The following is a 23,681-nucleotide window of genomic DNA, read 5'->3' as shown; positions in this document are numbered from 1 at the left end:
ATCAAACTCATGGGTGTAATTATAAGGACATGTCAACAATTGAATGTGGCAACATGGATTTAACATCATATACCACAGCATTCTCATTGCACATACTGGAAATATCTATATCCTTAAACTTATGATGTGCAACTGCAAGAATGATTGCATCATATTTTTTTAATTCAGATTTACTATTTTTACAAATAACACCATATTCATGTTCCACTTGGCTTGGGTCAGCCCATGGATCGAAAATATCGACGTTAATATGATATTCTTTCAACCTTCTGACTATATCAATCACTTTGGTATTTCTGACATCAGGACAGTTTTCCTTAAATGTGAAACCTAAGATTAAGACTTCGTTGTTATTTATATTTCCTTTTCTTACTATGTGTCTCACTAGTTCATCAGCTATATAGGCCCCCATCCCATCATTGACTCTTCTCCCAGCCAGGATAATTTCAGGATGATATCCCACTTCTTGAGCTTTTTGTGCAAGGTAGTAGGGATCAACACCGATGCAATGCCCACCTACAAGACCAGGTTGAAATTTCATAAAGTTCCACTTCGTACCAGCTGCATTCAATACTTCCTGCGTATTAATTCCCAGTTTATTAAAAATCATTGCCAATTCATTAACAAAAGCTATATTAATGTCTCGTTGTGCATTTTCAATTACTTTCGCTGCTTCTGCTACTTTTATAGAAGAAGCTTTAAAAGTACCTGCTATAATTATTGATCTATATAAGTCATCTATAATTTGTGCAGATTCATCAGTAGAACCAGATGTTATCTTCAAAATGTTTGCAACGGAATGCTCTTTGTCACCTGGATTAATTCTTTCTGGAGAATAACCAACAAAAAAATCAATATTATATTTCAAGCCGGAATGATGGGCTAAAACAGGTACACATTCATCCTCAGTAACTCCTGGATAGACCGTTGACTCGTAGATAATAATATCACCTTTCTTTAAAATTTCTCCAATTATTTTACTGGCATTCAAAAGAGGATTTAAATTTGGTCTATTATTTTTATCAACAGGTGTAGGAACCGTTACAATGAAAATATTGCATTTGATAAGCAATTTTATATCATTTGTGCAATACAGGCCAGTTAATTTAGTACAGTCATTTGTAAGGACATTAATTAGCTCATTTTTTTCAACTTCTTTAGTATGGTCAATACCAGCCTTAAGATTTTCTATTCGTTGATTATTAATATCAAATCCGAAAACTTTAAATTTTTTCGCAAACTCAACAGCTAGAGGTAATCCGACGTAACCAAGGCCAATTACAGCAATTTTATGTTCTTTATTATTAGAAAGATTCATCTCGGTTAATTAATTAGTTCCAAATTTGAAGAAGGCACTTTCGTTATTAATGCACAATTCAAACTATCAATAAAAACTAAAACATCTTTCCCCTGCAATTTTATAACCTGCCCCTGTTTTTGTTTCATAATTCCTTCTTTAATTTTTACACGGTCTCCAACCTCCATACCTTGTAAACTCATCACCTCCGCTTCAGGATAAATTTGTAGAAACTCTTTTATGGAATCGATAACACTTGGTCGTATTTGTGCGAGTTTCCCCATATAATAGACAAAATTCATTACTCCTAATGTTAACCTTACTTTCAACTCTTCTTTAGGTGATATATGAACAAATACATAAGAACTAAATAAAGGAAGTTCAATATTCTTGATTCTATCAGCCCATTTACTTTGTACCTTTCTTAAAGGGCAATAGGAATTTATTCCTTGGATTTGAAGGAGTTGATCTACTTTTTTCTCCCATCTTGACCTAGTGTAAATCACATACCATTTCCTCACGTTTGATACTTTATTGTTGTTTAAATTTTCCATACTGTTGTGTTATATGTTAAGATTGTATCGTTATGACATAGCTTCGCTACCTCACTTACATGAGTATTTTGCTTTTAAAATTAACCTGTATTTTAATTTTTTATTTGTAATGAAATAGCTTACAAACCTTGTACTAATAATAATTAATATTGATTCACCCCTATTCTTAAAATAGCTATCACAAAAATCTTACAACAAAATATTTTGAATATTATAAAATCATAAAGGATTTTTAAGTCACTTATGATATTGTCAACTATGAAGAGTATGAATATCGACCATATCGGTAAACATTTTTATTTTCCTTTTTAGCATCATTAAACACTAGCATAGGATTTTTTAGCCTTTTATTTTCGCATATTTCCTCAAATATTCCAAGTTCACTTTTCTCGGTGAAATTATACCGAACAAGGTAAATACTTGCGTCTGCGAATGGAGCCAGGCTAAAAGCATCAGCTACTTGACCAACAGGTGGGGTGTCTAGAATGATATAATCAAATCTCTTCTTTAGCTCATGAAATAAAACATTTATTTTTTCACTCATTAAAAGTTCAGAAGGATTTTCAGGTATTGAACCGCATCCAATAACTGAAAGGTTCTCTGACGTAGAAGAAGGGATTAAAATATCATTAACGGTCAGGTTTTCTGTTGTTAAATATTCGGTTAACCCTATTTTGGAAGTTAACTTCATGCTATTTAATAAATCTGGTTTACGTAAATCAAATTCAAGTATGACTACTTTTTTGCTAACTAAGGATAAAGTAATCCCTAAGTTAACACTGAAAAAAGTCTTTCCTTCTCCTTTCATACTAGAAGTAATCAGCAATACTTGGGTATTATTATTGGCCTGTAAAAAGTTTAAATTAGAACGGATATATTTAAATAGTTCTGAAATCGTGGTGCTTTTGTCCTTATGAACCACTATGGACTCTCCAATTTCTTTGTGTGTAAGCTCCCCTAAAACTCTTGCAGTTCCTGTGATGTATTCCACATCAAGCAAATCTCTAACTTTTGAGTTAAGTTTATCTCTGCTATAGATAACAGAAGCAGGTGCTAAAAATCCAAATATTATACCAAGTAAATAAACTAATTGAACCTTTGGTTTATCTGGAATTGATTTGTACGCAGGCTTGTCAATGATTTGTGAAGTTGGTATAGTGGAAGATAAAGACAATTCTGTTTCTTCTCTTTTTTGTAATAAATAATGGTAAAGAGTTGTTTTAACACCTTGTTCTCTGCTTTTTTCTAACAAACCCCTTTCAATAGCAGGTACACTTCTTAGCCTAGCTTCAAATAATGAAGATCTATCAGAAAAATTATTCTTTTCAAGAATTAATCCATTCTTAATCATTTTTAAGTTTTCAAGGAGATTGAATTTAAGACCAACTAATTGTTCAGTAATATTAGTAATCAATGGATTATCTTTCCTATTTGTACGTAATAAACGTTGTCTTTCTATTTGTAAATTATTGTATTTATCAGTTAAAGAGTTGAGAACCGGATCTTTAAGGCCAAGTGTGGTTGGAACTAAATCGAACTGATCTTCTGTGGTATTAAGATAAGAAATTATAGACTGAACCAAACTCAATTGTACAGTAGAAGATTCAAGTTGTTGATTATAAGATCCTGATGATTCTAAATTCATTTGTGCATCTGCACCTAACTCGGTTACCCTGTTATTCTTTTTGTAAATTTCCACATCTTGTTCAACTCCATTTAAATCTTTGGAAAGAAATTTTAATTTACCATCAATAAATTTAATCGTATTAACAGCCATTAAGTTTTTATTACTTACATTTTCCTGGTTATAAGTTTCTATCAACAGGCTTAATAAATCAACTCCACGCTGTGGAATTTCATCTAATAAAGAAATCATTATAGTGTTTGCTTCTTTTATTGTAGGCAAAATATTAAGTTTATTAGTACTATAAGATTCAGCTAATTGATGTAGATCATTGAATTGTACATATACCGGTTTGTTAATTATTGAAAAGGCAGGTCCTTTAAATACTTGAATTTCATAAGCAGGCCTGTTAATTGTCTGATTAAACTGATAGGTAAATTTTTTATCATCATCAGTTAAAATGTATTGATTATCATTGATTATTTTAATTGCGATTTCTTTATGATAAGCTTGATCCGTTAATTTTTTTACAATTACTTTTATTGGTAAAGTATTTCCATACAACTCTTGCTTTTTTAAAGGAAGCTTATTGGAGTAACTTGTTTCAAATGACATACCCACCAAAACTTTATAAATTAAGTCTCTGGATCGTAAGACTTCAATTTCATTATCAACGGTTCTTGAGGTTCTAAACATATTTAAATCACTAAATGCAGTGCCTTTTAATATACCATCTCCCTTTGAGTCATCCTGGATTAAAAGTGTACTAGTTATTTTATAAAGAGGTACAGTAATTTTTAGATAAAAGTATGCACCTCCAATACCCAATAATATAGCTATTGCGAAAAAATACCAATATCTAACATATTTCATGATTTGTAATTGCATATCAGGCTTTTTACCCTGAAATTGTTTATTTATAGCCATAACAAAATTAGTTTAAGATTTTTAAATAATTTAACTGAGAATACTTATTGAAGTAACGCGGTAGCAAGAACTGCAATTGCTGAAATTGCCGCCACAACTAAAGGCATAGTTTGTGAACTGTTGCTATATTCAATTGATTTTGTTTTATCAGGTTCGATATATATGACGTCATTTTGTTTCATATAAAAATAGGGAGAGTTTAATACACTCTGATTGTTTAAATTTAAGCGGGCCATAGTCCGTTTACCATCAACTTCTCTAATCACTAATACATTCTCTCTCTTCCCATAGGGAGTCATGTCTCCAGCTAAGCCTAAAGCTTCAAGGAGATTTATCTTTTCATTTGGAACAATAAAGGTTGATGGATTGCTGACTTCACCAATTACTGTAATTCTGAAATTTAAATATTTAACATTTACTACAGAATTGGTAACGTAACGATTAAGTTCAGATTCTATTAGACTTTGGGCTTGTACAATATTTAATCCTTCAACTTTAATTTCCCCAAGAACAGGGAATTTAATTTTCCCATCGTTATTTACACGATATCCTTCTCTTTCATATAAACCATTCGCGCCAATAGCATTAGATGTTGATGCGAATAACACATTAGACTCAGGGCTAGTGCTGTTTACCGTTATACTTAATATATCATTTTGCAGTATTTTTGGGATACCATCATTCATGATTTTTGTGGTAATTTCATTCTTCGATGTCAGGTCACTGAAATAGACCAAATTTCGTTTAGCGCAGCCATTCAATAGTATTATGCATAATGCACAATAAATGTAGTTTCTTTTCATAAATTAAACCTCCTATTAAGATTAATAAATATTACATTAAATAATATGATTTAAATCTATGAACTTATACGCTAAAAAAGAATTAATTTATCCAATTGTGAATTATATTGTGAATTTGTGATAATATTTATACACATAATTGTAACAATTACACAATATTTGCTATTAAACCTGCTTAAAGACTGAAAATAATTATACAATTTCAAGGCAACATGTATAATCGATTGACGAAATAATTTAGAATTTTAATTGTCTATTTATTAATGAGAGCCTGTTTAAGTTTAATAAAAGAGGCTGTAAATTTCGACTTTTTAACCTGATATTGGCATTAATTTTAATATTTCACTAATTACATAAGTAATTATTACCATTTTGACTAGAGTAAATACTAACATAATTATTTCAATTATAGGTATCTTTGGACAAGGATATGTAATATCCATTTATACAATATTTAACCTTCAAGTTTTACATAAAATATACCTTTGTAGGTGTTTGGATCACTGACAGATTTGAAAATATCATTAAAAATAATTATAATGGAAAGTAGCATTAACAGCACGAAAATAGTTCATATACCACAATGGCATGCTTTTACACACTCAAAGTGTCCTAGATGTAGAATTGGAAAAGTGTTCACTGGTCCTACTTATAGCTTTTCCGTTCAAAAAATGAATGAGTATTGTCCCCATTGTAAGCTTAGATTTGAAAGGGAACCTGGATATTTTTATGTAGCTATGTTTGTAAGTTACGCAATGAACGTTGCAGAGTTAATCTCTGCTGGTGTAGCTTCTTATGTATTTGGATTAAAGCTGGATTATGAAAACTTGTGGTATTTTGTAGGTGTATTATTGGCAACAATATTAATTTTTGCCCCATTTAATTATAGGTATTCAAGATTAATACTGCTTTACTGGCTGTCGCCAGGACTTAATTATCAACCAGAAAAAGGAGTTTCTAAAAAATAAAGCTTTTAAATTCCACACAAATGTCGGGTTATATTAACGTGGTAGCTTTTAAAAAATCAAAATACAATGGTTCATCTTCAAACATATCCCGGCCTTCAAGCAGATATGCTTGAAGCAAGTATGCTTTTGCACTTTCTTTTTCTCCTAAATGAAAATAACATTGGCCAAGGCGTAGAAGTACAAATGGATTTGCATCGTCAGGCCCATAAATTTTATAAGCTTGTTGCAAATTATTGACACCGTCTTCATATCTTTGTAAATAATAACAGGCATCACCAATTGAAGCGCTTAACCAGCCTGTTGCTTCCCATTGATCCTTTGGTTCTGGTATGACCTCCAAAGCTTTAGTAAACCAACCTATCGCATGCTCAAAATTTTCATTCTCAATTTCATCGTTACCTTTTTGAGCATAATTATTAATCCACGTTTGTTGTTGTTCAGTCAACTCAAGGTGTTCAATTTTATTTGGAGTTTTAACTATATTATTCATTTTAGACTGGGGAATTATTTTTAATGGTTTGATTCTAAAACAGAATTTAATGCTCCTTATATAATTTACCTAGTAGATTTATATCCCGATTTTTATTTAAGTGTTTAATATACAAGTAATTAATGAAAGTAATAAATTATTTGATAATATCAAAATAAATTTGATATTATCAAATAATTACTTTTCAGATTGATTTTCAATTTGTTTTATAATATTTCCAACTTCATCCTCTGTTGATCGTAGTTTTGATTGACAAAAAGTAATAAGATCTGAAGCTCTTTTTACTTTTTCTGCTAACACATCTACAGAAATGGACTCCATCTCTATTTCATGTGCTATTTCTGCGAGCTCTTTATAGGCATCTTCGTAACTAAGATTGCTTTCCATTATCGTTGTTTTTTAGATTTTACTATTGTTATAATTTCTGTTTTTGCAAGTTGTATAATCAATTCCGTACCAGTATTAATTAATTGGGAATTACTGATAATATTTCCATTTAATTTAATGATTGCAAACCCTTTGTTTAAAATATGTTGTGGGCTCATTACCTTAACAATTGATTGATAATGATCAATTTTTATTTTTTTATGAGTAAGAAATATCCTATTAAAGGTTTTAATTTTATCTATTAGTGTAGCAACATCTTTTCTTTGATTAGTAAGCAACATTATAGGCATATTAATAAATATACCAGATATGCCCATAATATGGCGTTGATGTTCATGTAATAATCTTAAAACGTCTCTAAAAAAATAACCTTTAAAATTATTTAGCGCTTTAGTGTGCAAAACCAATTGCTGCTGACTATTAATTATAATCATTTTCTGCATCCTTATCAGGCTTTCTTCAAATATTCTATTATGTGCTATTATCAACTCTGCAGCCTTCGTTGGTGTTTTAGTAGCTGAATGTGCCATCAAGTCTACAATAGTCTCATTTTTTTGATGACCAATTCCAGTAATTATGGGGATTGGAAATTTTGCTATAGCACGACTAAGTTCATAATTGTCAAAAAGAATGAAATCAGATTGCGCACCACCGCCCCTTATAATTACTATCGCATCGTATACCTTTTTTGAATGGTAAACCTCTATTAATTTTTCCAACAATGGTTTAGCATTTTCCTCTCCTTGAACCTTTGCATCATAGCGATCGACTTTAAAAAGGTAGTTGAACGTGTTACTCGCTAAAGTATGTTCAAAGTCTTGTAAGCCCGCAGAAGTAATTGAAGCAATTACAGCTATCTGTTGAATAACTTTATTAAAATAAAGTTTGCTATTGTTAGTCAAATAATTACTCCCTACTTTTATGATAAAAGAGGGATTCTCTTTTACAAGCCTTGCCAAAGTTGCATTCCGTTGCTGTTCAAATTGTCCTAGAGTAAAGTTTGTATCAATATCTATTAAGTTAAACTGCAAACCGTATGCTACATGATACTGTACACTTACTTGCACAAGAACATTGATATCATTCTTAAATTTCTGACCAGTAGCTTCTTCAAAGTTTGTGATATTTATCGAAGCATTACCCCAGGCTTTTCCTGCCATTCTAGCTACAATAATTGATGATAATTTATCTTTCTCTACAAGTTCAAAATAGTGATAATTAGTTTCTGATTTGTAAGTATAACTGGTAATATCAGCAATAATCCAAAATGTTAGACCATTAAAAACCCCATCAATGGCTTGCCTTATTTGCCGATTAAGATCTAATAATGTTATGACAGCAGGTGAAAGCGCAGGCTTATTCATGTCAATTAATTATTGCAACCATTTTATTGATTAATACCCTTATTGATTTAAATGTTTTTATCCAGTTAAAAAATAGTATCCCAATTAAGGCACATCCTATTCCGGCAAGTACATCAAGTAGATAATGATGACTTGTATAAACGGCAGCAAACCATATCCCTAACATCACGAATGCAAAAAAAACGTTAATTATGCCAAGTTTGTTTTTTAACCCATAATAGAGTACAATAACTGGATAAGAAGAATGAAGAGAGGGCATGGCTGCAAAAACATTTGAACTCTTGATGTAAATAGATTGGAAGATTGGAAGATTAAAAAAATCATCAAATCTAATCAAGCCGCCTGTATTACCTTTTGTATTTGGTATAAACTGAAATTCATGTTGTTGAATATACCAAGGAGGTGCTGCTGGGTAAATATAATAAATTATAAAGCCAAGGCAGTTCACAAGTAAGAAGGTGAAAGAAAAATAAAGAAATTGTGTTCGATTATAATAGAATAAATACGCAGCAAATGCTAGAGGTACGGGTATCCACAAGAGGTAGAAGAAACCAGAACATACATCTATTATAATATTACTATTGACCAGCCAATACTCATTGGGTGTTACCTTAATACCCTTTAAATTTATCCCAAATAGACTTTTCTCCAAATTATATAGATTCTCAACATTAACATTTTGGTGCAAATAGTTTGGAAATGCCTTCATATAATCAAACAAAATCCAATATATAATAAAAATTGAGAAACCAAGTATTAATTTCCTTGTGAACAATGAAGCGTAAAAACAAACATTAAATATGGTGATCAATACGAGCTGATCATTTTTAAAACCCACAAGGAATCTAGACAAAATCAGATAAGATAACGAAATTAATGTTGTCTTTATTAAAATTGTGCTCGTAAAAAGTCGTATTTTAAGCGGTAAATCTTCGGGCATTCTATTTCTTTGAAAAATTTGATCTTAGAATTCTATCCCAAAAATCGGAGCTTACCCCGTAACCTTTAGAAGCGTCGGAATAATGGTGTAGCATGTGATGTTGTTTAAGTTTTTTCCAGAAACCATTTTTAAAATTTGCGTGATGAAGTGCATAGTGCATCATGTCATAAACCAGATAGCCGCTTATAAATCCAATAAAAAAAGCGTCGTTTGTTCCAACCGGCAATAAATACTTGAAAAGGATATAGAAAAGTATGGCTAAAGGAATACTAGCAGACGGTGGCATCACTAAACGTTTTGCATCATTTGGATAATCGTGATGTACACCATGAAAAATAAAGTGAATGTTCCGCAACCATTCAGTTGTTGGATAAAAATGGAACAAATAACGGTGTAGTATATATTCTGTAAATGACCAAATAAATAATCCAAGTATCACATAAACCGTAAAAAAAAGGATATTTATCTGGTTATAAAAAAGAGAATACCACACTAAATAAAAGATAACTGGCAAATAAACAAATAATGGTATATAAAAGCTCACTTTAGATAAGCTTTCCAAAAAATTATTCTTAAACATTCTGATAGAATCAGAAGAGTTTGATACAAAATTCTTTTTCATCATTCTATATTTTTATACGTTCAGTAATAATTGCATTATTTTTAGAATTTATTCCTCTCAGTTCAACATATTTAACATTTGGAACCCAGAAAGTGCCACCTTCTATTCGAACAAATACTTTTTCCAGAAGCATTTTTTTATTATTTGCCATAACATAAATATGGTATTTATTGTCAATTTCCGACTTCAATAAGTACATTGGAAACTTTTTATAGGAAACAAAATTAAGCTGATATTGATTATTACCCAAAGCTTTAGATTCAATACCGTAGGCAAATTTCCTTTGTATATAGTTTAAATCTTTTTTCTCGCCATTATCCTGGTATCTCATCCAATAAACTTTAACAGGATCCTTGGTAATGATCTTACCTTTTGTATCCATATTTAGTTCATAAATTATGGTATTTGTATTTGGATCTCGTTGAAGATAAAATAATTGATTTTTTATTCCTTTGGGTGTTGGAAATTTAATAGTGGATGGATTACTTTGGTCTACTTGTGCATACACATTTTTTACAACACCAAATCCCAAAGCTGTATTAATGATTAATATTGCAAACATAATTACTTTACCATTCTTGAAACTACTTTTTTTTTCCAAATCCCTTAAATTTAAAGCTTTCTTCGCGTCATTTAATCTTTGAACAGCAGTAATATTTGTCATAAATGCCATTATTGTAATTGGAATAGTAAAAATAGACATGGTTTCAAATACATGGAATGAAATCCCAGAAACATACACTTTATAATCACCACCTATATAATGTCCAGTAATTCCGCATGCTATGGCAACTACTCCTATCGTAATAACTCTCTCCGGACGTTGCATTAAACCTCCCTTACATTCAACACCTAAACCTTCTGCTCTTGCCCGGGTATAACTAACCATCATAGAACCCATTAGCGCAATAAAGGCAAAAAGTGAACTTAAAAAATAATGATGTGAAACCAAGTAATAACAAATACCGAGGAACATAATTAACTCACTATAACGATCTAATACAGAGTCGTATAATGCACCGAAAGTTGAACTCATATTTCCTAATCGTGCTACCTGGCCATCAAGCATATCAAATAAACCAGCTACTAATACCAATGCACCTCCCCATCCTACAAAAGATAGGTCTCCTCGATTGCTTTTTTCTGCACCGAAAATAAAAATCACTGCTACTCCAATGTTAAGTAACAGGCCAATTGTTGTTACCGCGTTTGGAGTTAAACCTATGCGGATAAGACTTTTCACAAAAGGGTTTATGACAACATAAATTCCCTGTTGTAGACGATCTCTTAATGTTATTGCAGCCATTATTCTTGTTTTATTATTTTAATTAAAAATCAAATTTTACTCTAGCGCGAATACCCCATTCAGATATTACAGGATGATCAAGGTAATTGAACCTTTTAACAAGGTCAATCCTTAATAGTTTAAAAATATTTCCAATTCCTACACTTCCCTCCATATAGGGGTCTTTATTTAAATTATAAGTTGTAGAAACACCATTGTCGGCTACTGGAAACTGAAGTAAGGACTGGTCGTATGCCGGATTATTCTCTGCCCTTAATCCACCATACAAAATTTTAAAAGAAACACTTTCCCGAAGCTTTAACTTTTTTATTAAAGGAATCTTATTTAAAAAGAAGCCATTAAAATTATGATCTATATTTAAACTAGCATAATGATCACTTACAAATTCAAGAAAATTCATTAAATTATAGGAATTCAACTGATAAGCATAAGTTTGATTCGCTCGATGTATACTTAACAATGGAAATGGAACTTTACCAAAGATATAACCACCCTCAACGGTAACGTCTGAATAGCCCAGTTGTGAAAGGTAAAAACGCTTATCAATACTTCCATTAAATTTATGATAGTTATATTCCCCATCGAGTAAACCTTTTAAACCAGCAATATAGCGTAAATTAAATACAGGATATTTATCTATAATAGGTGTGCGGTATATTTTACCTTGGTAAAACCGTTCATTTTTTGCATAACGGAAAGCAAAACCTATTTCTGAAGTATTGATATTATTTATAACATTTGGCCTGCCATCTAAAATATTGTTAAAATAAAGCTCTCCACCGGGTTTTTGGGACCATTTTTTTAAAGAAACGTTGTAAGAAAAATGATTTTCAAACTCTTTCATGAACTCTACCTTGTAAATATCATTATAGAGCATCATGTTGTTTTCCCCCCTTTTGAAGGATAAAAGAAAATTATCTTCCTGTACAAATTGCAACTCCTGACCTGGTATTTTTGTGTCTCTTTGAAAACTTGCTCTAAGGTAACTTTGCGGAAATGAATAAATAGACTTGTTATTCAAAGAATAAGTCCCACTTAAAAAGTATTTCCATTTCTCATCTTTAAACCCATAAGCACTATAAGTTTCGAAGTAATATCTTTTACTTAAAGCTGGTGTTGTACGTCCTCCCAATCGTAACCTTAACCCCTCAACATTATTAAAACTATAAAAAGTATTCACTGGACCAACTTCAAAAGGTCCAAAATCTTTATAGCCTGCAAATAGTAATGTTACAAGATCCATTGTTTTCTTAAATGAACTCATGTTTTTCAAGGTGTCTACGTTTTTATAAATCTTAAGGTCTCCCGCAGATAAAGTGTCTGTTCTATTTTCCAACCAAAACTGATCACCACGTTTCTCAGCATCGGGCACAATAACAATTTTAGGACCTTGGAAAATATCTTCAGGCTGTTTCTTGTTTATTTGATAATCAGAAAGTGTTACAATACGCTCCCCAGTAAAACCACCACCTTTATTCTTATTAATACCAAAATCAACAAGTAGATTGGTTTTATTCAAATAATAACGCTTTGCTGTATTTTTCTCAAAGTTTAATTTAACCTCTAACGCCCTTACGAAATTCAGATTAATATTTTTATTTACAGTCAGAAATGCATCCTGAACAGCATAATTCCCATCCATAGTGATATAAATTCGTCCTTCAAATAATAGGTCAGTATTGTTTCTTGGAATAAAAGAAAGCTCTATCAGTTGAGGGCTGTGTGACTTTATTGTATCCGTTATAAAAAATTTATAGAAAGTAGGGGCACCATCTGCAATCGGACTTAAAAACTGATTACTTACTAGAGATATATTGTTAGCATAGATATCTACATCTGCATACATTCTTTCAAAATACTGACTTAAACCTTTACTATCTATTAGGGGTGTTTCATAATTAACAGATTTATCGCCCAATACGATCATTTTATTTTTCTCGGGATTTTTATTATAATAATTTTGTGATAATTTCTCTTGTATAAATATTGGAAGAATATTTTTGCCGCCAATTTTTGTGGAATCTTGTTCATCAAAGAGGAATTGATATTTACGAAAAATCCTCTTGTTTTTAAACTTTTCAGAAAGATTACTCATTGAAAAGACCATCTTTTCGTATTGTTTATATTCAACCTGATCGTAACTTTCCATACGATTAGCATTCTTATGATCAATAACCCTTCTAATAAGTTCTACCGCAGGATTATTTTTGTTTTTATAGGAAGGTCTTTTTCCACTGCTAATCACTACTTCGTTTAATGATGTAGATTCAGCATCCATTTTTACAGCTATTTCTTGTACCTCTCCAGGCTTTATAGCTATAATTTTTGTACCATATCCTACAAAGCTAAATTGTAATTCAGAATAATTTCCTGGAGAACTTATAGTGAATTTGCCATCAGCATCCGTTCTAGTAATAATACTGGTTCCTTTGAACAACAATGTTACATAAGGTAAAGGATCTTTATCTTTTGCATCGGTTACAATACCTGTCACTATTGTGTTTTGTGCTGAAACCTGGAATGCCATTAATGGCAGCAGAAAGGCCCAAATATAAGTTAATTTTTTAAGGTGATTTTTCATTTTTATGCAAATACAAATTTCTTCTGCATCAGGTAGTTATAAATTACCCCAACAGTACTGGTGACGATTATTTTTGATATTATATAATTGATATTCAAATAATGAGTGACCAGGAACACGCCACTAGTGGTCAGCATAAAATTTCCAGACCAAACTAGTGCATATTTCAAAATTTGAAATTTCACTCTTTTATTTGATGCACCAAAAACCCAATGACGACCCATGCTGAAATTAATTATACCCCCAACAATTGTTCCACTTGCACTCCCTAATACATACCAAAAATGTAAATACTGCGTACAGACTAATGTGGTAAGAAAGTCAAATATTGAAGCTGAAAGTGAGGCGACCTGAGCCTTTAAAAAAGTCGCCATTTTATAAAAAATTTAACTTTAATAAGATTTGCAATATGATATTTGCATAGATACCAGCCAATATATCATCAAACATTACACCCCAGCCACCCGGTAGTTTCTCTAATTTTTTAATAAATAAAGGTTTTAAAATATCAAAAAACCTAAATAAAAGTAAAGCCACTAAAATGTTAACAGGGGTTACAGGTATCCATAATAAGGTAATACACATACCAGATACTTCATCAATTACTACTCGTTGGTTGTCTTTACCCCAGCTTTTTTCAACAACATTAGCAGACCAAATGCCCAAAATTGTAATCAACATTGTGATGATGAAAGCTGTTGTAAAATCACTTGCATTCAATTGAGTTAAATACCAAACGATACAGGTTGCAACAGCCGCTGCAGTTCCTGCCCCTTTGCCAAAATAACCTATTCCAAGGCTTGTAGATGTGATTTTATGAAACAACATGCAATTCGTAATCTTTTATTATTTATAACCAATCATTATTTTTATACCAAAGCAAAGTCTCTTTCAATCCCTTCTCCAAATTGAACTTCGGCTCATAACCTAAATCCATTTTAATATTTTCTATACTGCATGCCCAGTTAACCGCCGTTAACTCTGCCATTTTATCCTTATTTAAGGCAGGAGTTGCTTTACTGCCTTTATATAAGAAATCCAATAATGTAGCGAAACCATCAACAGTGGCTACTGGTAGGTGAAATTTAATAGTATTCTTTTGTAAAAATTCTTTCGTTAAATTAGCCAGTGCATAACGGTTATATACATGCCCATCAGACACATTATAACTTTTATTCTTTACCCCAGAACCAAGAGCCTTAACAATTATTCTTGCTAAATCTTCAACATAAATAAAGCTTAATTGCTGAGAAAATTTACCAATATGCGGTTCTAATCCTCTATTAATACTCTTGAACAAGATCAGTATATCTTTCTCCCTAGGTCCGTATACTGCCGTTGGCCTAAAAACTACAAGAGGTAAACCTTTAATATCTTTTAATGTTTCTTCAGCAAGGAGTTTGCTTTTACCATAGCTGGTTACTGGATTTGCTACAGAATCTTCTTTAATTTCACCAGTAATAACTTTTAAAGGACCCAAAGCAGCAAGACTACTAATGAATACAAATTTTTCTATAGGTTTTAATAAAGAATTAGCCGCTAAGGCCAGGTTCTTCGTATATTCTGCATTAATATTATTGTATTCTATTTCAGTTTTCGCTTTAGTAATACCCGCAGCATGAATGATGTAATCATACTGTTTATTAGCTAATTCAACCTTGAGACTATCAATAGAACTAAAATCCAGGTTCACGAATTGAACTGGAAGATGCTGAAGATGTTCAATATCACTATTGGCGCGCACTGCTGCAAATACTTCTAAATTTGAAGCTAAAGCTTCATTTAAAAGGTGAAAGCCAACAAAGCCACTGGCACCAGTTATTAACACCCTTTTTTTCATATAGATTTTTCTAAAATTCTATACTTTCTATACAATTCGCCTCCAATTTGTTCAATAGGCTTATTAATGAGCTCATTATGATCCAAGGTCCAGGAGGCCTCAGCATATTTCATTTTCTTCTTTTGGAAAGACTGGATAATTTTTCCATATAAGCAGGCTTCAATTCCCATTTTACGATACCCGTCAACAACCCCAAGTAATAAAATACGAATTCCTTCTATTTTCTTTTTTTGAGTCAATAATTTATATAAACCTGTAGGAAACAATCTTCCACGTTTAATTTTTATCAAAACCTGGTTAATGTCTGGAATAGCTAAAGCAAAACCAACTATCTTTCCCTCTTGTTCGGCAAGCAAACAGAAATCAGGATCCATAATTAATTTCAAATCCTTTGCAGTATAATCAAACTCATCATCGGTCATAGGTACAAACCCTAAGTTTTTATCCCATGCCTTATTATAAACTTCCCTTAAAGCCGCAGCTTCTTGTTTGAAGTTTTTGAGATTAATGTTTCGAATAACAATATTGCTTCTAGTTAATCTTTCTTGTAATGCATTAACCAATTTTGCCGACCTATCATTGTAATTGCCAGCTGAAAACCTGTAAGCCCTTAAATCTACCTTTTTATTAAAACCAGAATTTTCAAGCAATTGTAAATAATAAGGTGCATTGTAAGGCATCATTGCCACCGGAGGTCCATCAAAGCCCTCTATCAGTAAGGCGCAAATATCATTTGTAGAGAAATTTACAGGCCCTACCATAGTCGTCATTGCTCTATCTTTCAACCAATTTGATGCAGCGGCCACCAGTAAATTAGCAACTTCCTGGTCATTGATGCAATCGAAAAAGCCAAAAAAACCATCTTTAACATTATTTATCGTATTGTGATTGTTATTTTGGATAGCTGCAATTCTACCTACAATTATTTCGCCATCATAGGCTAAAAAAGTCTGTAAAGTAGAGTGTTTATGAAAAGGATGTTTACCAGGGGTAAGCATATCTCTCTGAGCTATAAATAATTCAGGCACATAATTAGGATCCGCCTTATATAATTCATGCGGGAAATCTATGAAGTCACCCAATTGTCCTTTGCTATTTACAGCAATTATTCGTTTCATATACTTACCTTAACTGGCGTAATTTCAACTTCCTTAAAAGCATCATATAACTTCGTTATTGCTTCTTCAATTTGTTCGAAAGTGTGAGTGGCCATTAAAGAAAATCTAATCAATGAAGAATCAGATGGTACCGCAGGTGAAACAACAGGGTTTACAAAAATCCCATTGTTATGAAGAATATTTGTAATCTGAAAAGTCTTAAAATTGTCTCTAATATAAACAGGTATAATTGGACTGTCTGTTGCTCCAATGTCAAACCCAGCTTCTAGTAGTAGTTTTTTTGCATAATTTGTATTAGCCCATAATTTATCAATTCTTTCTGGTTCAGATTCAATAATATCCAAAGCCGCAATAACACTGGCTACTGCACCAGGAGGCATGCTTGCGCTAAACATTAAAGAACGGGCCCTATGTTTAATGTATTCGATAGTTTCCTCGTCTGCAGCAATGAAGCCTCCAAGAGAAGCTAACGACTTGCTAAAAGTTCCCATAATCAGGTCTACGTCAGCTGTAAGTCCAAAGTGAGAAGCAATACCAGAACCATTAAAACCTATTACACCTAAACTATGTGCATCATCCATCATGATATTTGCACCAAATTCGTCAGCAATTTTCACAATTTCCGGAAGATTTACTAAATCACCTTCCATACTAAAAATGCCATCTGCCACAATTAGTTTTGCAGCATCTTCAGGAAGACGACTTAATTTCTTACGCAAGTCTTCCATGTCATTATGTGCATACTTTATAGATCTGGAGAAGGAAAGCCTGCTTCCATCTATAATAGATGCGTGGTCATACTCATCAAGAATTAGGTAATCATTTCTGTCCAATAAACAAGAAATTACACCTAAATTTACCTGAAATCCTGTACTAAACAAAACAGCAGCTTCTTTACCTACATAAGTAGCCAGCCTTCTTTCTAATTCCAAGTGTATATCAAGCGTGCCATTTAGAAATCTTGAGCCGGCACAGCCAGTTCCATATTTCTCTATAGCATTTTTAGATGCTTCTTTAATTTTAGGATGGTTGGTTAATCCCAAATATGAATTTGAACCAAACATCAATACTTTTTTGCCATCTATAATCACTTCGGTGTCTTGTGCCGATTCAATTGACCGAAAATAAGGATAAAGGCCTTTTTCTTTAATTGCATTTGCCTCCTTGAATGATGCAATCCTATCGTGTAATTTTTTACGCATGCCTGAATTATATATAATTTTTACTTCAGCGGTTTAATAATAATTTATATACAGCAATTCAACCAATCTGGCCAAATTAAAACTTAATCTAAATATATTAATAATATGTTAATTTATGATGAACAAAAGTAATTCATTGATAGACTATTTTTGTGTTTTAGTCTATAATATTTTTGTCAAATATTTAACCACTTATTAAACCCAACTATTTATTGTTTAAAAATCAAAAACTTTTTTTATCAAAAGATAGATTATCATTACCAATTCCATCAATCAACAGGTCTATCATCCCATCAAAATACTCCCCCGATTTAAACTCAGCACTTTTAATACTTAGCGGATAGTGTAACCCCCTAAATGCTGTAACCATCATAAATGCTAATTTGTTCATTTTACTATTGGAGAGTTCTTTAAATTCACCAGATTGTGATCCTCCCAAAAGAATTTCTCTAATCATGTCAATCTGAATTTGCTCATACCTGGATTTTAAACAGATCATTACTTTAAAGTTTTCCATCGCATCTTCAAAAATCACTTCTTTAAAATTATGATAATCAAGTATAGCGGTAATTTGTTCTTTAAGAAATGCTTTTAATTTAGCTTTTGCGGTAAATGCATTATTAACTGAATTCCTAAGGCTTTTAACCAGGTTTTTCATTTCGCTTTCAACAACAGCTTCAAAAATCTCTTTCTTACTTGGAAAATAATAATAAAGTGTGCTCTTACCCTTCCCTGCTGCTGTGGCAATGTCCTCCATCGTGGTTTTCTTCAAACCATGCTTCCCAAACAGCGTTTTTGCTCCGGCAAGTATTTCTTTGATTACAGCTTCGTCCTTTTCCATTTTATTTTACACCCTTTTGGACTGTAATTGAATTTCGGTCCAAAAGTACATAATTTATTAATTCCCCGTACCGGAACGTGGTTTTGGAGCTAAAGTTTACATTAAGGAAACAATATGGTGTTAAAAAGTAAATCGAAGCTTTACACCTCCGTTACCAAGTTTAAGGTCTTCATTTGATAATTTACCAACTGGAATTTTCATAAATGGCTCTATTACAATGTTATATTGCTTGAACACTTCTTGTTTATGACCTATAGAAAGATTAAAAAAGCCCAGGTAGCTATTCCCCCGTAATGGCGATTCATTTGATACCTCTGCATTTTGTTCTACTAACTTTGTCTTGAAGGTTTCCATTATCCCATTTTCAGGGTTTATAGCCATGCTGGATACCTCTAATTGTGTTAAGTATTTATTATTCCTCTTGTCAGTTAAGACATTGAAATACGAGACGCCTACAGAAGTATATATATGTTTATTCAAATTATAGGTTAATGATAATGGAATATCTATTCCACTGATATTTGCGTCTATCGAAACCAAATTTTTATTGGATTTCATGTTAATAGACTGTTTTTGTATACTTTTACTCGCATCCAGTGCAACGTAGGCAATTCCCGAACTTATAGAAAAGCTTTTTGAAAGCCTAAATTCTGTTGTTATACCCGCACCCATGTTCACCTTGTTTTGCAATACTGTTGGCAACAGCTCTACCCCAAAATTCCATTTTGAAGATTGTTTATTTTCAACTACTTCTGCAATTTTACCTTCGTTTTCAAGGTATTCTAAGAAATTATTTTCTTTAGCAGGTATTGGTTTTACAACAATACCCATTTCTGTTACTGTTGGTGTTATTTCAGTATTTACATAAGTTTGAGCTATAATAGCAGTGGTGTCAATACTCACTTTAATAGCTTTTTTTACAACTTCGTTTTTTATAACCAAAGGCTTAGTTTTTTCAACTGGAATCTGAACAAGGTCGCTGACTTCTTTTTCTGGAGCGGTTAGTTGTTTTACGATCTTAACATCATTGATCTTATTTATAAAAACATAGGGAACAACAGTTATGGCTATTGCAAGAGCGGCAGCCATTCCTATCCATAATATAGCCTTAGGTCTTTTATTTTTCTTTTGCGCTGAAAATTTCTCCCATGAACCAGGCTCATAAGTTTCTTCATGTGCTTTAAAAAGTACAGAAATTCCTATTATTAATTCATTATTATCTGGATTTTCCATCAGCAAGTTCATTCATTTTTAAATATAATTCGCGCATTTTATGTTTAGCCCTCGTCAGGTAGGTTCTGCTGGAACTTGTGGGGATATTCAATATTTTTGAAATCTCTTCATGACTGAAGCCTTCGATTTCATACATATTAAAGACCATTCTATGTAAATCTGGTAATAGAAATAATAATTTCATGATTTCATCGACATAAAGTTTATCGTTAATCTCTACATGAGCTATAAACAAGTTTTCATAATTTTCCACGAAACTTATCGGCGATTTATTAATCCTGATTTTATCTAGGGCAGTTCTAACGGTTATTTTGGCTAGCCATGCTTTAAAAGTTTTTTGGAATTCATCAATTTCTTCAGCACGCTTAAAAGCGTACATGCTTTTAAATGCTTTAACAAAGCTATCATTAACAGCCTCCATAGCAATATCTCTATCCTTAATATACCGAGTTGCAACACCCATTAAGTATCCCCAATAGTGAATATAAATTGTTTCCTGAATTCGCTGATCATGATTAACTAATCCGTCAACGATATTCTGGAAAAATAGATGAGTTTTTTTCACGCTTCGCTGAGCCTTAACCTCCATTATGAATGCAAACGTGCATTCTTTGTTAAACGCTACAAAAATATTAAACTTTTTTATTTAATGTAAAACAATAAAATTCTCAATTAAACTGTAGCGTTTTTAAATATGCACTCGTTTTATAGTTATATCATTTAATCATATAATTATTTAACATGAAAACATTTTTAACATTTAACAGTATTTCAAGAAGATCTTCTTTATTTGTTGCCTTAATTGGTACTGCAGTATTTTTTAATTCTTGTAAAAACGATATTAACGAAAGCAGTCCAGGTATTTCTGCTTTAACTGTAGTTAACGCCTATCCCAACACCAATACTTTAGATTTTTATATAGGAAACAGCAAAGTTAACAATACAGGAATTGCGTTTGGACAAAAATTAAACTATTTTCAGGCGTTTGAGGGTAGCAGATCAGTAAACGTTACCGTCGCAGGTAGCCTTACAAATCTAAAAACGAAATCGATTAGCTTAAAGGGTGGTATGTACCATTCCTTATTCATTATCGGAAAAACAGCAGAGGATTTAGATTTTTTGGTTTTGGAAGACACTCCAACACAGCCAAAAGAAAATCAGGTAAACTTACGGTTTATCAACCTATCTCCTGATGCTACTGCCCTCAGCCTAGAATTGGTAGGAGATACAACAAAATTTGAGGATAAAGCTTTCAAAGCTTTCACACCTTTTAAACCTGTTGCTATTGCAAAATCGAAATTTGTATTAAAAGATAAAGCAGATAATTCAATCAAAGCAACCCTTGACACGGTTAATTTGGTAAAAGGAAAAACCTACACCATTTGGGCTAAAGGCTTAGCCACTACAACTACAGATGCACACAAGTTATCTATCCAAGTAAGCGAATACTAAGTATACACACACAAATAAAGCAGCTTTTGATAAACAAAGGCTGCTTTTTCTATTTAATAATTTATCTCCTTCCTTGCTTTAGGATAAAAGCACCCAGCATCATAGCCACGGATATACCTGAAGTTCCAGGGAAGTTTATAAAAAGGTACAATAGCCCAGTAACGCCAGCTATAGCCAACACAAACAAAAAACCTTTTAATGGGGTCTCCATTTTAAATGCAGCTATTAAGGCAAATACGTAAAATACGATAGCAAGTACATATATAAACATGTTACAAATATCTGTTTATAATGTTAAGTTAATGTTAAGTGTTGAAAAAAACTTTAAATATCTTTCTTTATTGGTTTAATTAATACTCTTAATGACTGGTCTCTGGTAAAATAGGATATAGTCCAATTATATAAAGTTTTCAATCTGTTACCACTGTTTATCAATGAGATAAGGTGAATGAAGAGCCAGGTAATCCAAGCCAAAAAACCATTAAAGTGTAAATCAAGCTTCGGGATGTCCGCGACGGCTTTATTTCTCCCTATAATTGCCATAGACCCTTTGTCATTGTAGCTAAAAGCATTCAATCCCATTCCATTTACCATTTTTTTGAAATTCTTGCCTAAGTTTTTGGCCTGTTGTATGGCCACCTGTGCCACTTGTGGATGTCCATTTGGGAAATTTTGATCTGTGGTTTGCAGACTTGTATCCCCTAAAGCATAAATATTTTCTGTATTTAAAACCTTATTATAGGCATCAACCAACATCCTGTTGCCTCTTCCGTAACTTTCTTTTTCAATACCTTCAAACGTCATTGCAGTAACTCCTGCTGCCCATATCAATGTTTTTGCCGCTATACTTTTTCCGTCTGAAAGGTAAACAGTGTCATTACTGTAATCTTTAACCAGGCTATTCAAGAAAATTGTAACCCCCATGTTACTTAAAGTATCATAAGTATAACGCTGCGATTTTTCACTCATAGGTGCTAAAACAGATTTTGATCCATCCACAAGGTAAATTTTCGCATTTGTTCGAATTAACTCCGGATAGTCAACCGGTATAACTGTTTTCTTCATTTCTGCAAACATTCCAGAAATCTCTACTCCTGTTGGCCCTCCACCTGCTACAACAATTGTTAGCAGTTTTTTTCTTTCTTCAGGATCTGTTTCTCTTGAAGCTCTTTCCAATTTATCTAACAAATAATTACGCATATAAAGCGCATCTGCCACTGTTTTCATAGGAATTGAATAGGCTTTTACATTTTCTATTCCAAAGTAATTGGTTTCTGTTCCAGTAGCAAAAACAAGGTAATCGTAGGTTAACTCCCCAGTGTCTAAAACAACTTTATTTTGTTCTTGTATAACACGCTCAACTGTTCCCATTATAAAGGTGAAATTCTTTATTCCTCTAAAAAGCTTCCGGAAAGGATAACTGATGTTCGTCGTTTCTAAATAGCCAGTGGCTACCTGGTATAATAAAGGAGGGAAAAAATTGTAATTATTTTTATCAACCAAGATAATGGAATAATTATCATCGTTAGCCAATTGATTTACAAAATTAACACCCGCAAACCCTCCTCCGATAATTATAATTGTTTTTTTTTGATTCAGCATATTAAATAGTTCGTATAACTACAACGAATAGGACAAGGAACAGTTTTAATTATTATGAATGTGCAACTCTAATTTGCTTATCTTCTCCAACCTTCGCACATGCCGTTCTTCACCAGAAAATTTAGCATTCAAAAAAGCGGTAACCAATTCTTGCGCAGAATTAGCGCCTGTAATTCTCCCTCCCAAACAAATCATGTTTAAATCATCATCCTCCACCCCCTGGTGTGCTGAAAAATATTCTGTAATTAAAGCTGCCCGTACCCCAGCTATTTTATTCGCCACAATAGAAGCACCAACCCCACTTCCACAAACGGCTATAGCACGTTCAATTCGCTTTTCTGCTAAAGCTTTCGACAGGGGTACAATATAATCAGGATAATCATCGGTTTTGTCCAATGCGAATGCCCCAAAATCTATAACTTCAATACCTACTGTTTTTAAATGGGCAATAAGAAACTCTTTAAGTTCAAATCCACCATGATCTGCTGCTATTCCAATATTCATTCTTCTCTTATTAATCATAATCTGTT

General features: G+C 32.4%; 24 protein-coding genes. 2 read left to right on the top strand and 22 right to left on the bottom strand.

Going from position 1 to position 23,681, the window contains the following annotated elements:
• Positions 1-19: 19 nt before the first annotated feature.
• From AAKU52_RS10720 to AAKU52_RS10705, 4 genes are all read right to left on the bottom strand, one after another.
• The gene (locus tag AAKU52_RS10720; protein ID WP_354333215.1) at positions 20-1,318 is read right to left on the bottom strand and encodes a nucleotide sugar dehydrogenase; all 1,299 of its coding nucleotides are present in this window, start codon (positions 1,316-1,318) and stop codon (positions 20-22) included.
• 5 nt (positions 1,319-1,323) lie between these two features.
• Complete coding sequence (locus tag AAKU52_RS10715; protein ID WP_354333213.1) at positions 1,324-1,851, bottom strand: UpxY family transcription antiterminator; 528 nt, start codon at positions 1,849-1,851, stop codon at positions 1,324-1,326.
• A gap of 256 nt (positions 1,852-2,107) precedes the next feature.
• Positions 2,108-4,402, bottom strand: coding sequence for a GumC family protein (locus tag AAKU52_RS10710; protein WP_354333211.1), 2,295 nt, complete (start codon positions 4,400-4,402; stop codon positions 2,108-2,110).
• A 44-nt stretch (positions 4,403-4,446) separates the two neighbouring features.
• On the bottom strand, positions 4,447-5,088 hold the full coding sequence (locus AAKU52_RS10705; protein WP_354333209.1) for a polysaccharide biosynthesis/export family protein: 642 nt from the start codon (positions 5,086-5,088) through the stop codon (positions 4,447-4,449).
• A gap of 656 nt (positions 5,089-5,744) precedes the next feature.
• Between AAKU52_RS10705 and AAKU52_RS10700 the strand changes: the two genes are divergently transcribed.
• Positions 5,745-6,173, top strand: coding sequence for a DUF983 domain-containing protein (locus AAKU52_RS10700; RefSeq protein WP_354333207.1), 429 nt, complete (start codon positions 5,745-5,747; stop codon positions 6,171-6,173).
• Between the two features lie 28 nt (positions 6,174-6,201).
• Here the strand turns inward: AAKU52_RS10700 and AAKU52_RS10695 are convergent, their stop codons facing one another.
• From AAKU52_RS10695 to AAKU52_RS10625, 15 genes are all read right to left on the bottom strand, one after another.
• Entirely contained in the window at positions 6,202-6,663 is a 462-nt protein-coding gene (locus AAKU52_RS10695; protein WP_354333205.1) for a tetratricopeptide repeat protein, read from the bottom strand.
• A 177-nt stretch (positions 6,664-6,840) separates the two neighbouring features.
• On the bottom strand, positions 6,841-7,050 hold the full coding sequence (gene xseB / locus AAKU52_RS10690; protein WP_354333203.1) for an exodeoxyribonuclease VII small subunit: 210 nt from the start codon (positions 7,048-7,050) through the stop codon (positions 6,841-6,843).
• Positions 7,050-8,414, bottom strand: a complete 1,365-nt coding sequence (gene xseA, locus AAKU52_RS10685; RefSeq protein WP_354333201.1) for an exodeoxyribonuclease VII large subunit — start codon at positions 8,412-8,414, stop codon at positions 7,050-7,052. Before xseA ends, xseB begins: the two co-directional genes overlap by 1 nt.
• A gap of 1 nt (position 8,415) precedes the next feature.
• Complete coding sequence (locus tag AAKU52_RS10680) at positions 8,416-9,123, bottom strand: phosphatase PAP2 family protein (RefSeq protein ID WP_354333199.1); 708 nt, start codon at positions 9,121-9,123, stop codon at positions 8,416-8,418.
• Between the two features lie 232 nt (positions 9,124-9,355).
• Positions 9,356-9,979 (bottom strand): sterol desaturase family protein, encoded by a 624-nt coding sequence (locus AAKU52_RS10675; protein WP_354333197.1) that lies wholly within the window; start codon positions 9,977-9,979, stop codon positions 9,356-9,358.
• Between the two features lies 1 nt (position 9,980).
• On the bottom strand, positions 9,981-11,282 hold the full coding sequence (locus AAKU52_RS10670) for a DUF4833 domain-containing protein (RefSeq protein WP_354333195.1): 1,302 nt from the start codon (positions 11,280-11,282) through the stop codon (positions 9,981-9,983).
• Positions 11,283-11,304: 22 nt separating this feature from the next.
• The gene (locus AAKU52_RS10665) at positions 11,305-13,863 is read right to left on the bottom strand and encodes a DUF5686 and carboxypeptidase-like regulatory domain-containing protein (RefSeq protein WP_354333193.1); all 2,559 of its coding nucleotides are present in this window, start codon (positions 13,861-13,863) and stop codon (positions 11,305-11,307) included.
• Between the two features lie 2 nt (positions 13,864-13,865).
• Positions 13,866-14,237, bottom strand: a complete 372-nt coding sequence (locus AAKU52_RS10660) for a GtrA family protein (RefSeq protein ID WP_354333189.1) — start codon at positions 14,235-14,237, stop codon at positions 13,866-13,868.
• Between the two features lies 1 nt (position 14,238).
• Entirely contained in the window at positions 14,239-14,691 is a 453-nt protein-coding gene (locus tag AAKU52_RS10655; protein WP_354333187.1) for a phosphatidylglycerophosphatase A family protein, read from the bottom strand.
• A 22-nt stretch (positions 14,692-14,713) separates the two neighbouring features.
• Entirely contained in the window at positions 14,714-15,703 is a 990-nt protein-coding gene (locus tag AAKU52_RS10650) for an NAD-dependent epimerase/dehydratase family protein (RefSeq protein WP_354333185.1), read from the bottom strand.
• Positions 15,700-16,821 carry a GNAT family N-acetyltransferase gene (locus AAKU52_RS10645; protein ID WP_354333183.1) on the bottom strand — a complete coding sequence of 374 codons (1,122 nt, stop codon included), beginning with the start codon at positions 16,819-16,821 and terminating at the stop codon, positions 15,700-15,702. Before AAKU52_RS10645 ends, AAKU52_RS10650 begins: the two co-directional genes overlap by 4 nt.
• Complete coding sequence (gene spt, locus AAKU52_RS10640) at positions 16,818-18,023, bottom strand: serine palmitoyltransferase (protein WP_354333181.1); 1,206 nt, start codon at positions 18,021-18,023, stop codon at positions 16,818-16,820. The genes AAKU52_RS10645 and spt overlap by 4 nt, the downstream gene beginning before the upstream one ends.
• A gap of 223 nt (positions 18,024-18,246) precedes the next feature.
• Positions 18,247-18,864: a TetR/AcrR family transcriptional regulator gene (locus AAKU52_RS10635; protein ID WP_354333179.1), complete on the bottom strand. Its 618-nt coding sequence runs from the start codon at positions 18,862-18,864 to the stop codon at positions 18,247-18,249.
• A gap of 120 nt (positions 18,865-18,984) precedes the next feature.
• Complete coding sequence (locus AAKU52_RS10630; RefSeq protein WP_354333177.1) at positions 18,985-20,097, bottom strand: hypothetical protein; 1,113 nt, start codon at positions 20,095-20,097, stop codon at positions 18,985-18,987.
• Complete coding sequence (locus tag AAKU52_RS10625; protein WP_354333175.1) at positions 20,081-20,662, bottom strand: RNA polymerase sigma factor; 582 nt, start codon at positions 20,660-20,662, stop codon at positions 20,081-20,083. The genes AAKU52_RS10630 and AAKU52_RS10625 overlap by 17 nt, the downstream gene beginning before the upstream one ends.
• A gap of 176 nt (positions 20,663-20,838) precedes the next feature.
• On the opposite strand from AAKU52_RS10625, the gene AAKU52_RS10620 reads away from it, so the two are divergent.
• Positions 20,839-21,549, top strand: coding sequence for a DUF4397 domain-containing protein (locus AAKU52_RS10620; protein WP_354333173.1), 711 nt, complete (start codon positions 20,839-20,841; stop codon positions 21,547-21,549).
• A gap of 61 nt (positions 21,550-21,610) precedes the next feature.
• On the opposite strand, the gene AAKU52_RS10615 is transcribed toward AAKU52_RS10620, so the two are convergent.
• Genes AAKU52_RS10615 through AAKU52_RS10605 form a run of 3 tightly spaced genes read right to left on the bottom strand, consistent with a single transcriptional unit; the run spans position 21,611 to position 23,673 of the window.
• Positions 21,611-21,820 (bottom strand): hypothetical protein, encoded by a 210-nt coding sequence (locus AAKU52_RS10615; protein WP_354333171.1) that lies wholly within the window; start codon positions 21,818-21,820, stop codon positions 21,611-21,613.
• Positions 21,821-21,873: 53 nt separating this feature from the next.
• A complete protein-coding gene (locus AAKU52_RS10610; protein WP_354333170.1) occupies positions 21,874-23,151 on the bottom strand; it encodes an NAD(P)/FAD-dependent oxidoreductase in 1,278 nt (425 codons plus the stop codon).
• Between the two features lie 45 nt (positions 23,152-23,196).
• Positions 23,197-23,673 (bottom strand): RpiB/LacA/LacB family sugar-phosphate isomerase, encoded by a 477-nt coding sequence (locus AAKU52_RS10605; protein ID WP_354333167.1) that lies wholly within the window; start codon positions 23,671-23,673, stop codon positions 23,197-23,199.
• Between the last annotated feature and the right edge of the window lie 8 nt (positions 23,674-23,681).

It is taken from the genome of Pedobacter sp. CG_S7 (genome assembly GCF_040544395.1).
GTDB lineage: Bacteria > Bacteroidota > Bacteroidia > Sphingobacteriales > Sphingobacteriaceae > Pedobacter.
Note: the sequence above shows the minus strand (reverse complement) of the source record. Positions and strands in the feature narration are given on the sequence as shown.

What these genes read in the sequence shown, in the direction of transcription:
- AAKU52_RS10720 (WP_354333215.1), bottom strand. Translation starts at nt 1,318, where the DNA reads ATGAATCTTTCTAATAATAAAGAACATAAAATTGCTGTAATTGGCCTT.
- AAKU52_RS10715 (WP_354333213.1), bottom strand. Translation starts at nt 1,851, where the DNA reads ATGGAAAATTTAAACAACAATAAAGTATCAAACGTGAGGAAATGGTAT.
- AAKU52_RS10710 (WP_354333211.1), bottom strand. Translation starts at nt 4,402, where the DNA reads ATGGCTATAAATAAACAATTTCAGGGTAAAAAGCCTGATATGCAATTA.
- AAKU52_RS10705 (WP_354333209.1), bottom strand. Translation starts at nt 5,088, where the DNA reads ATGAATGATGGTATCCCAAAAATACTGCAAAATGATATATTAAGTATA.
- AAKU52_RS10700 (WP_354333207.1), top strand. Translation starts at nt 5,745, where the DNA reads ATGGAAAGTAGCATTAACAGCACGAAAATAGTTCATATACCACAATGG.
- AAKU52_RS10695 (WP_354333205.1), bottom strand. Translation starts at nt 6,663, where the DNA reads ATGAATAATATAGTTAAAACTCCAAATAAAATTGAACACCTTGAGTTG.
- xseB (WP_354333203.1), bottom strand. Translation starts at nt 7,050, where the DNA reads ATGGAAAGCAATCTTAGTTACGAAGATGCCTATAAAGAGCTCGCAGAA.
- xseA (WP_354333201.1), bottom strand. Translation starts at nt 8,414, where the DNA reads ATGAATAAGCCTGCGCTTTCACCTGCTGTCATAACATTATTAGATCTT.
- AAKU52_RS10680 (WP_354333199.1), bottom strand. Translation starts at nt 9,123, where the DNA reads ATGAAGGCATTTCCAAACTATTTGCACCAAAATGTTAATGTTGAGAAT.
- AAKU52_RS10675 (WP_354333197.1), bottom strand. Translation starts at nt 9,979, where the DNA reads ATGATGAAAAAGAATTTTGTATCAAACTCTTCTGATTCTATCAGAATG.
- AAKU52_RS10670 (WP_354333195.1), bottom strand. Translation starts at nt 11,282, where the DNA reads ATGGCTGCAATAACATTAAGAGATCGTCTACAACAGGGAATTTATGTT.
- AAKU52_RS10665 (WP_354333193.1), bottom strand. Translation starts at nt 13,863, where the DNA reads ATGAAAAATCACCTTAAAAAATTAACTTATATTTGGGCCTTTCTGCTG.
- AAKU52_RS10660 (WP_354333189.1), bottom strand. Translation starts at nt 14,237, where the DNA reads ATGGCGACTTTTTTAAAGGCTCAGGTCGCCTCACTTTCAGCTTCAATA.
- AAKU52_RS10655 (WP_354333187.1), bottom strand. Translation starts at nt 14,691, where the DNA reads ATGTTGTTTCATAAAATCACATCTACAAGCCTTGGAATAGGTTATTTT.
- AAKU52_RS10650 (WP_354333185.1), bottom strand. Translation starts at nt 15,703, where the DNA reads ATGAAAAAAAGGGTGTTAATAACTGGTGCCAGTGGCTTTGTTGGCTTT.
- AAKU52_RS10645 (WP_354333183.1), bottom strand. Translation starts at nt 16,821, where the DNA reads ATGAAACGAATAATTGCTGTAAATAGCAAAGGACAATTGGGTGACTTC.
- spt (WP_354333181.1), bottom strand. Translation starts at nt 18,023, where the DNA reads ATGCGTAAAAAATTACACGATAGGATTGCATCATTCAAGGAGGCAAAT.
- AAKU52_RS10635 (WP_354333179.1), bottom strand. Translation starts at nt 18,864, where the DNA reads ATGGAAAAGGACGAAGCTGTAATCAAAGAAATACTTGCCGGAGCAAAA.
- AAKU52_RS10630 (WP_354333177.1), bottom strand. Translation starts at nt 20,097, where the DNA reads ATGGAAAATCCAGATAATAATGAATTAATAATAGGAATTTCTGTACTT.
- AAKU52_RS10620 (WP_354333173.1), top strand. Translation starts at nt 20,839, where the DNA reads ATGAAAACATTTTTAACATTTAACAGTATTTCAAGAAGATCTTCTTTA.
- AAKU52_RS10615 (WP_354333171.1), bottom strand. Translation starts at nt 21,820, where the DNA reads ATGTTTATATATGTACTTGCTATCGTATTTTACGTATTTGCCTTAATA.
- AAKU52_RS10610 (WP_354333170.1), bottom strand. Translation starts at nt 23,151, where the DNA reads ATGCTGAATCAAAAAAAAACAATTATAATTATCGGAGGAGGGTTTGCG.
- AAKU52_RS10605 (WP_354333167.1), bottom strand. Translation starts at nt 23,673, where the DNA reads ATGATTAATAAGAGAAGAATGAATATTGGAATAGCAGCAGATCATGGT.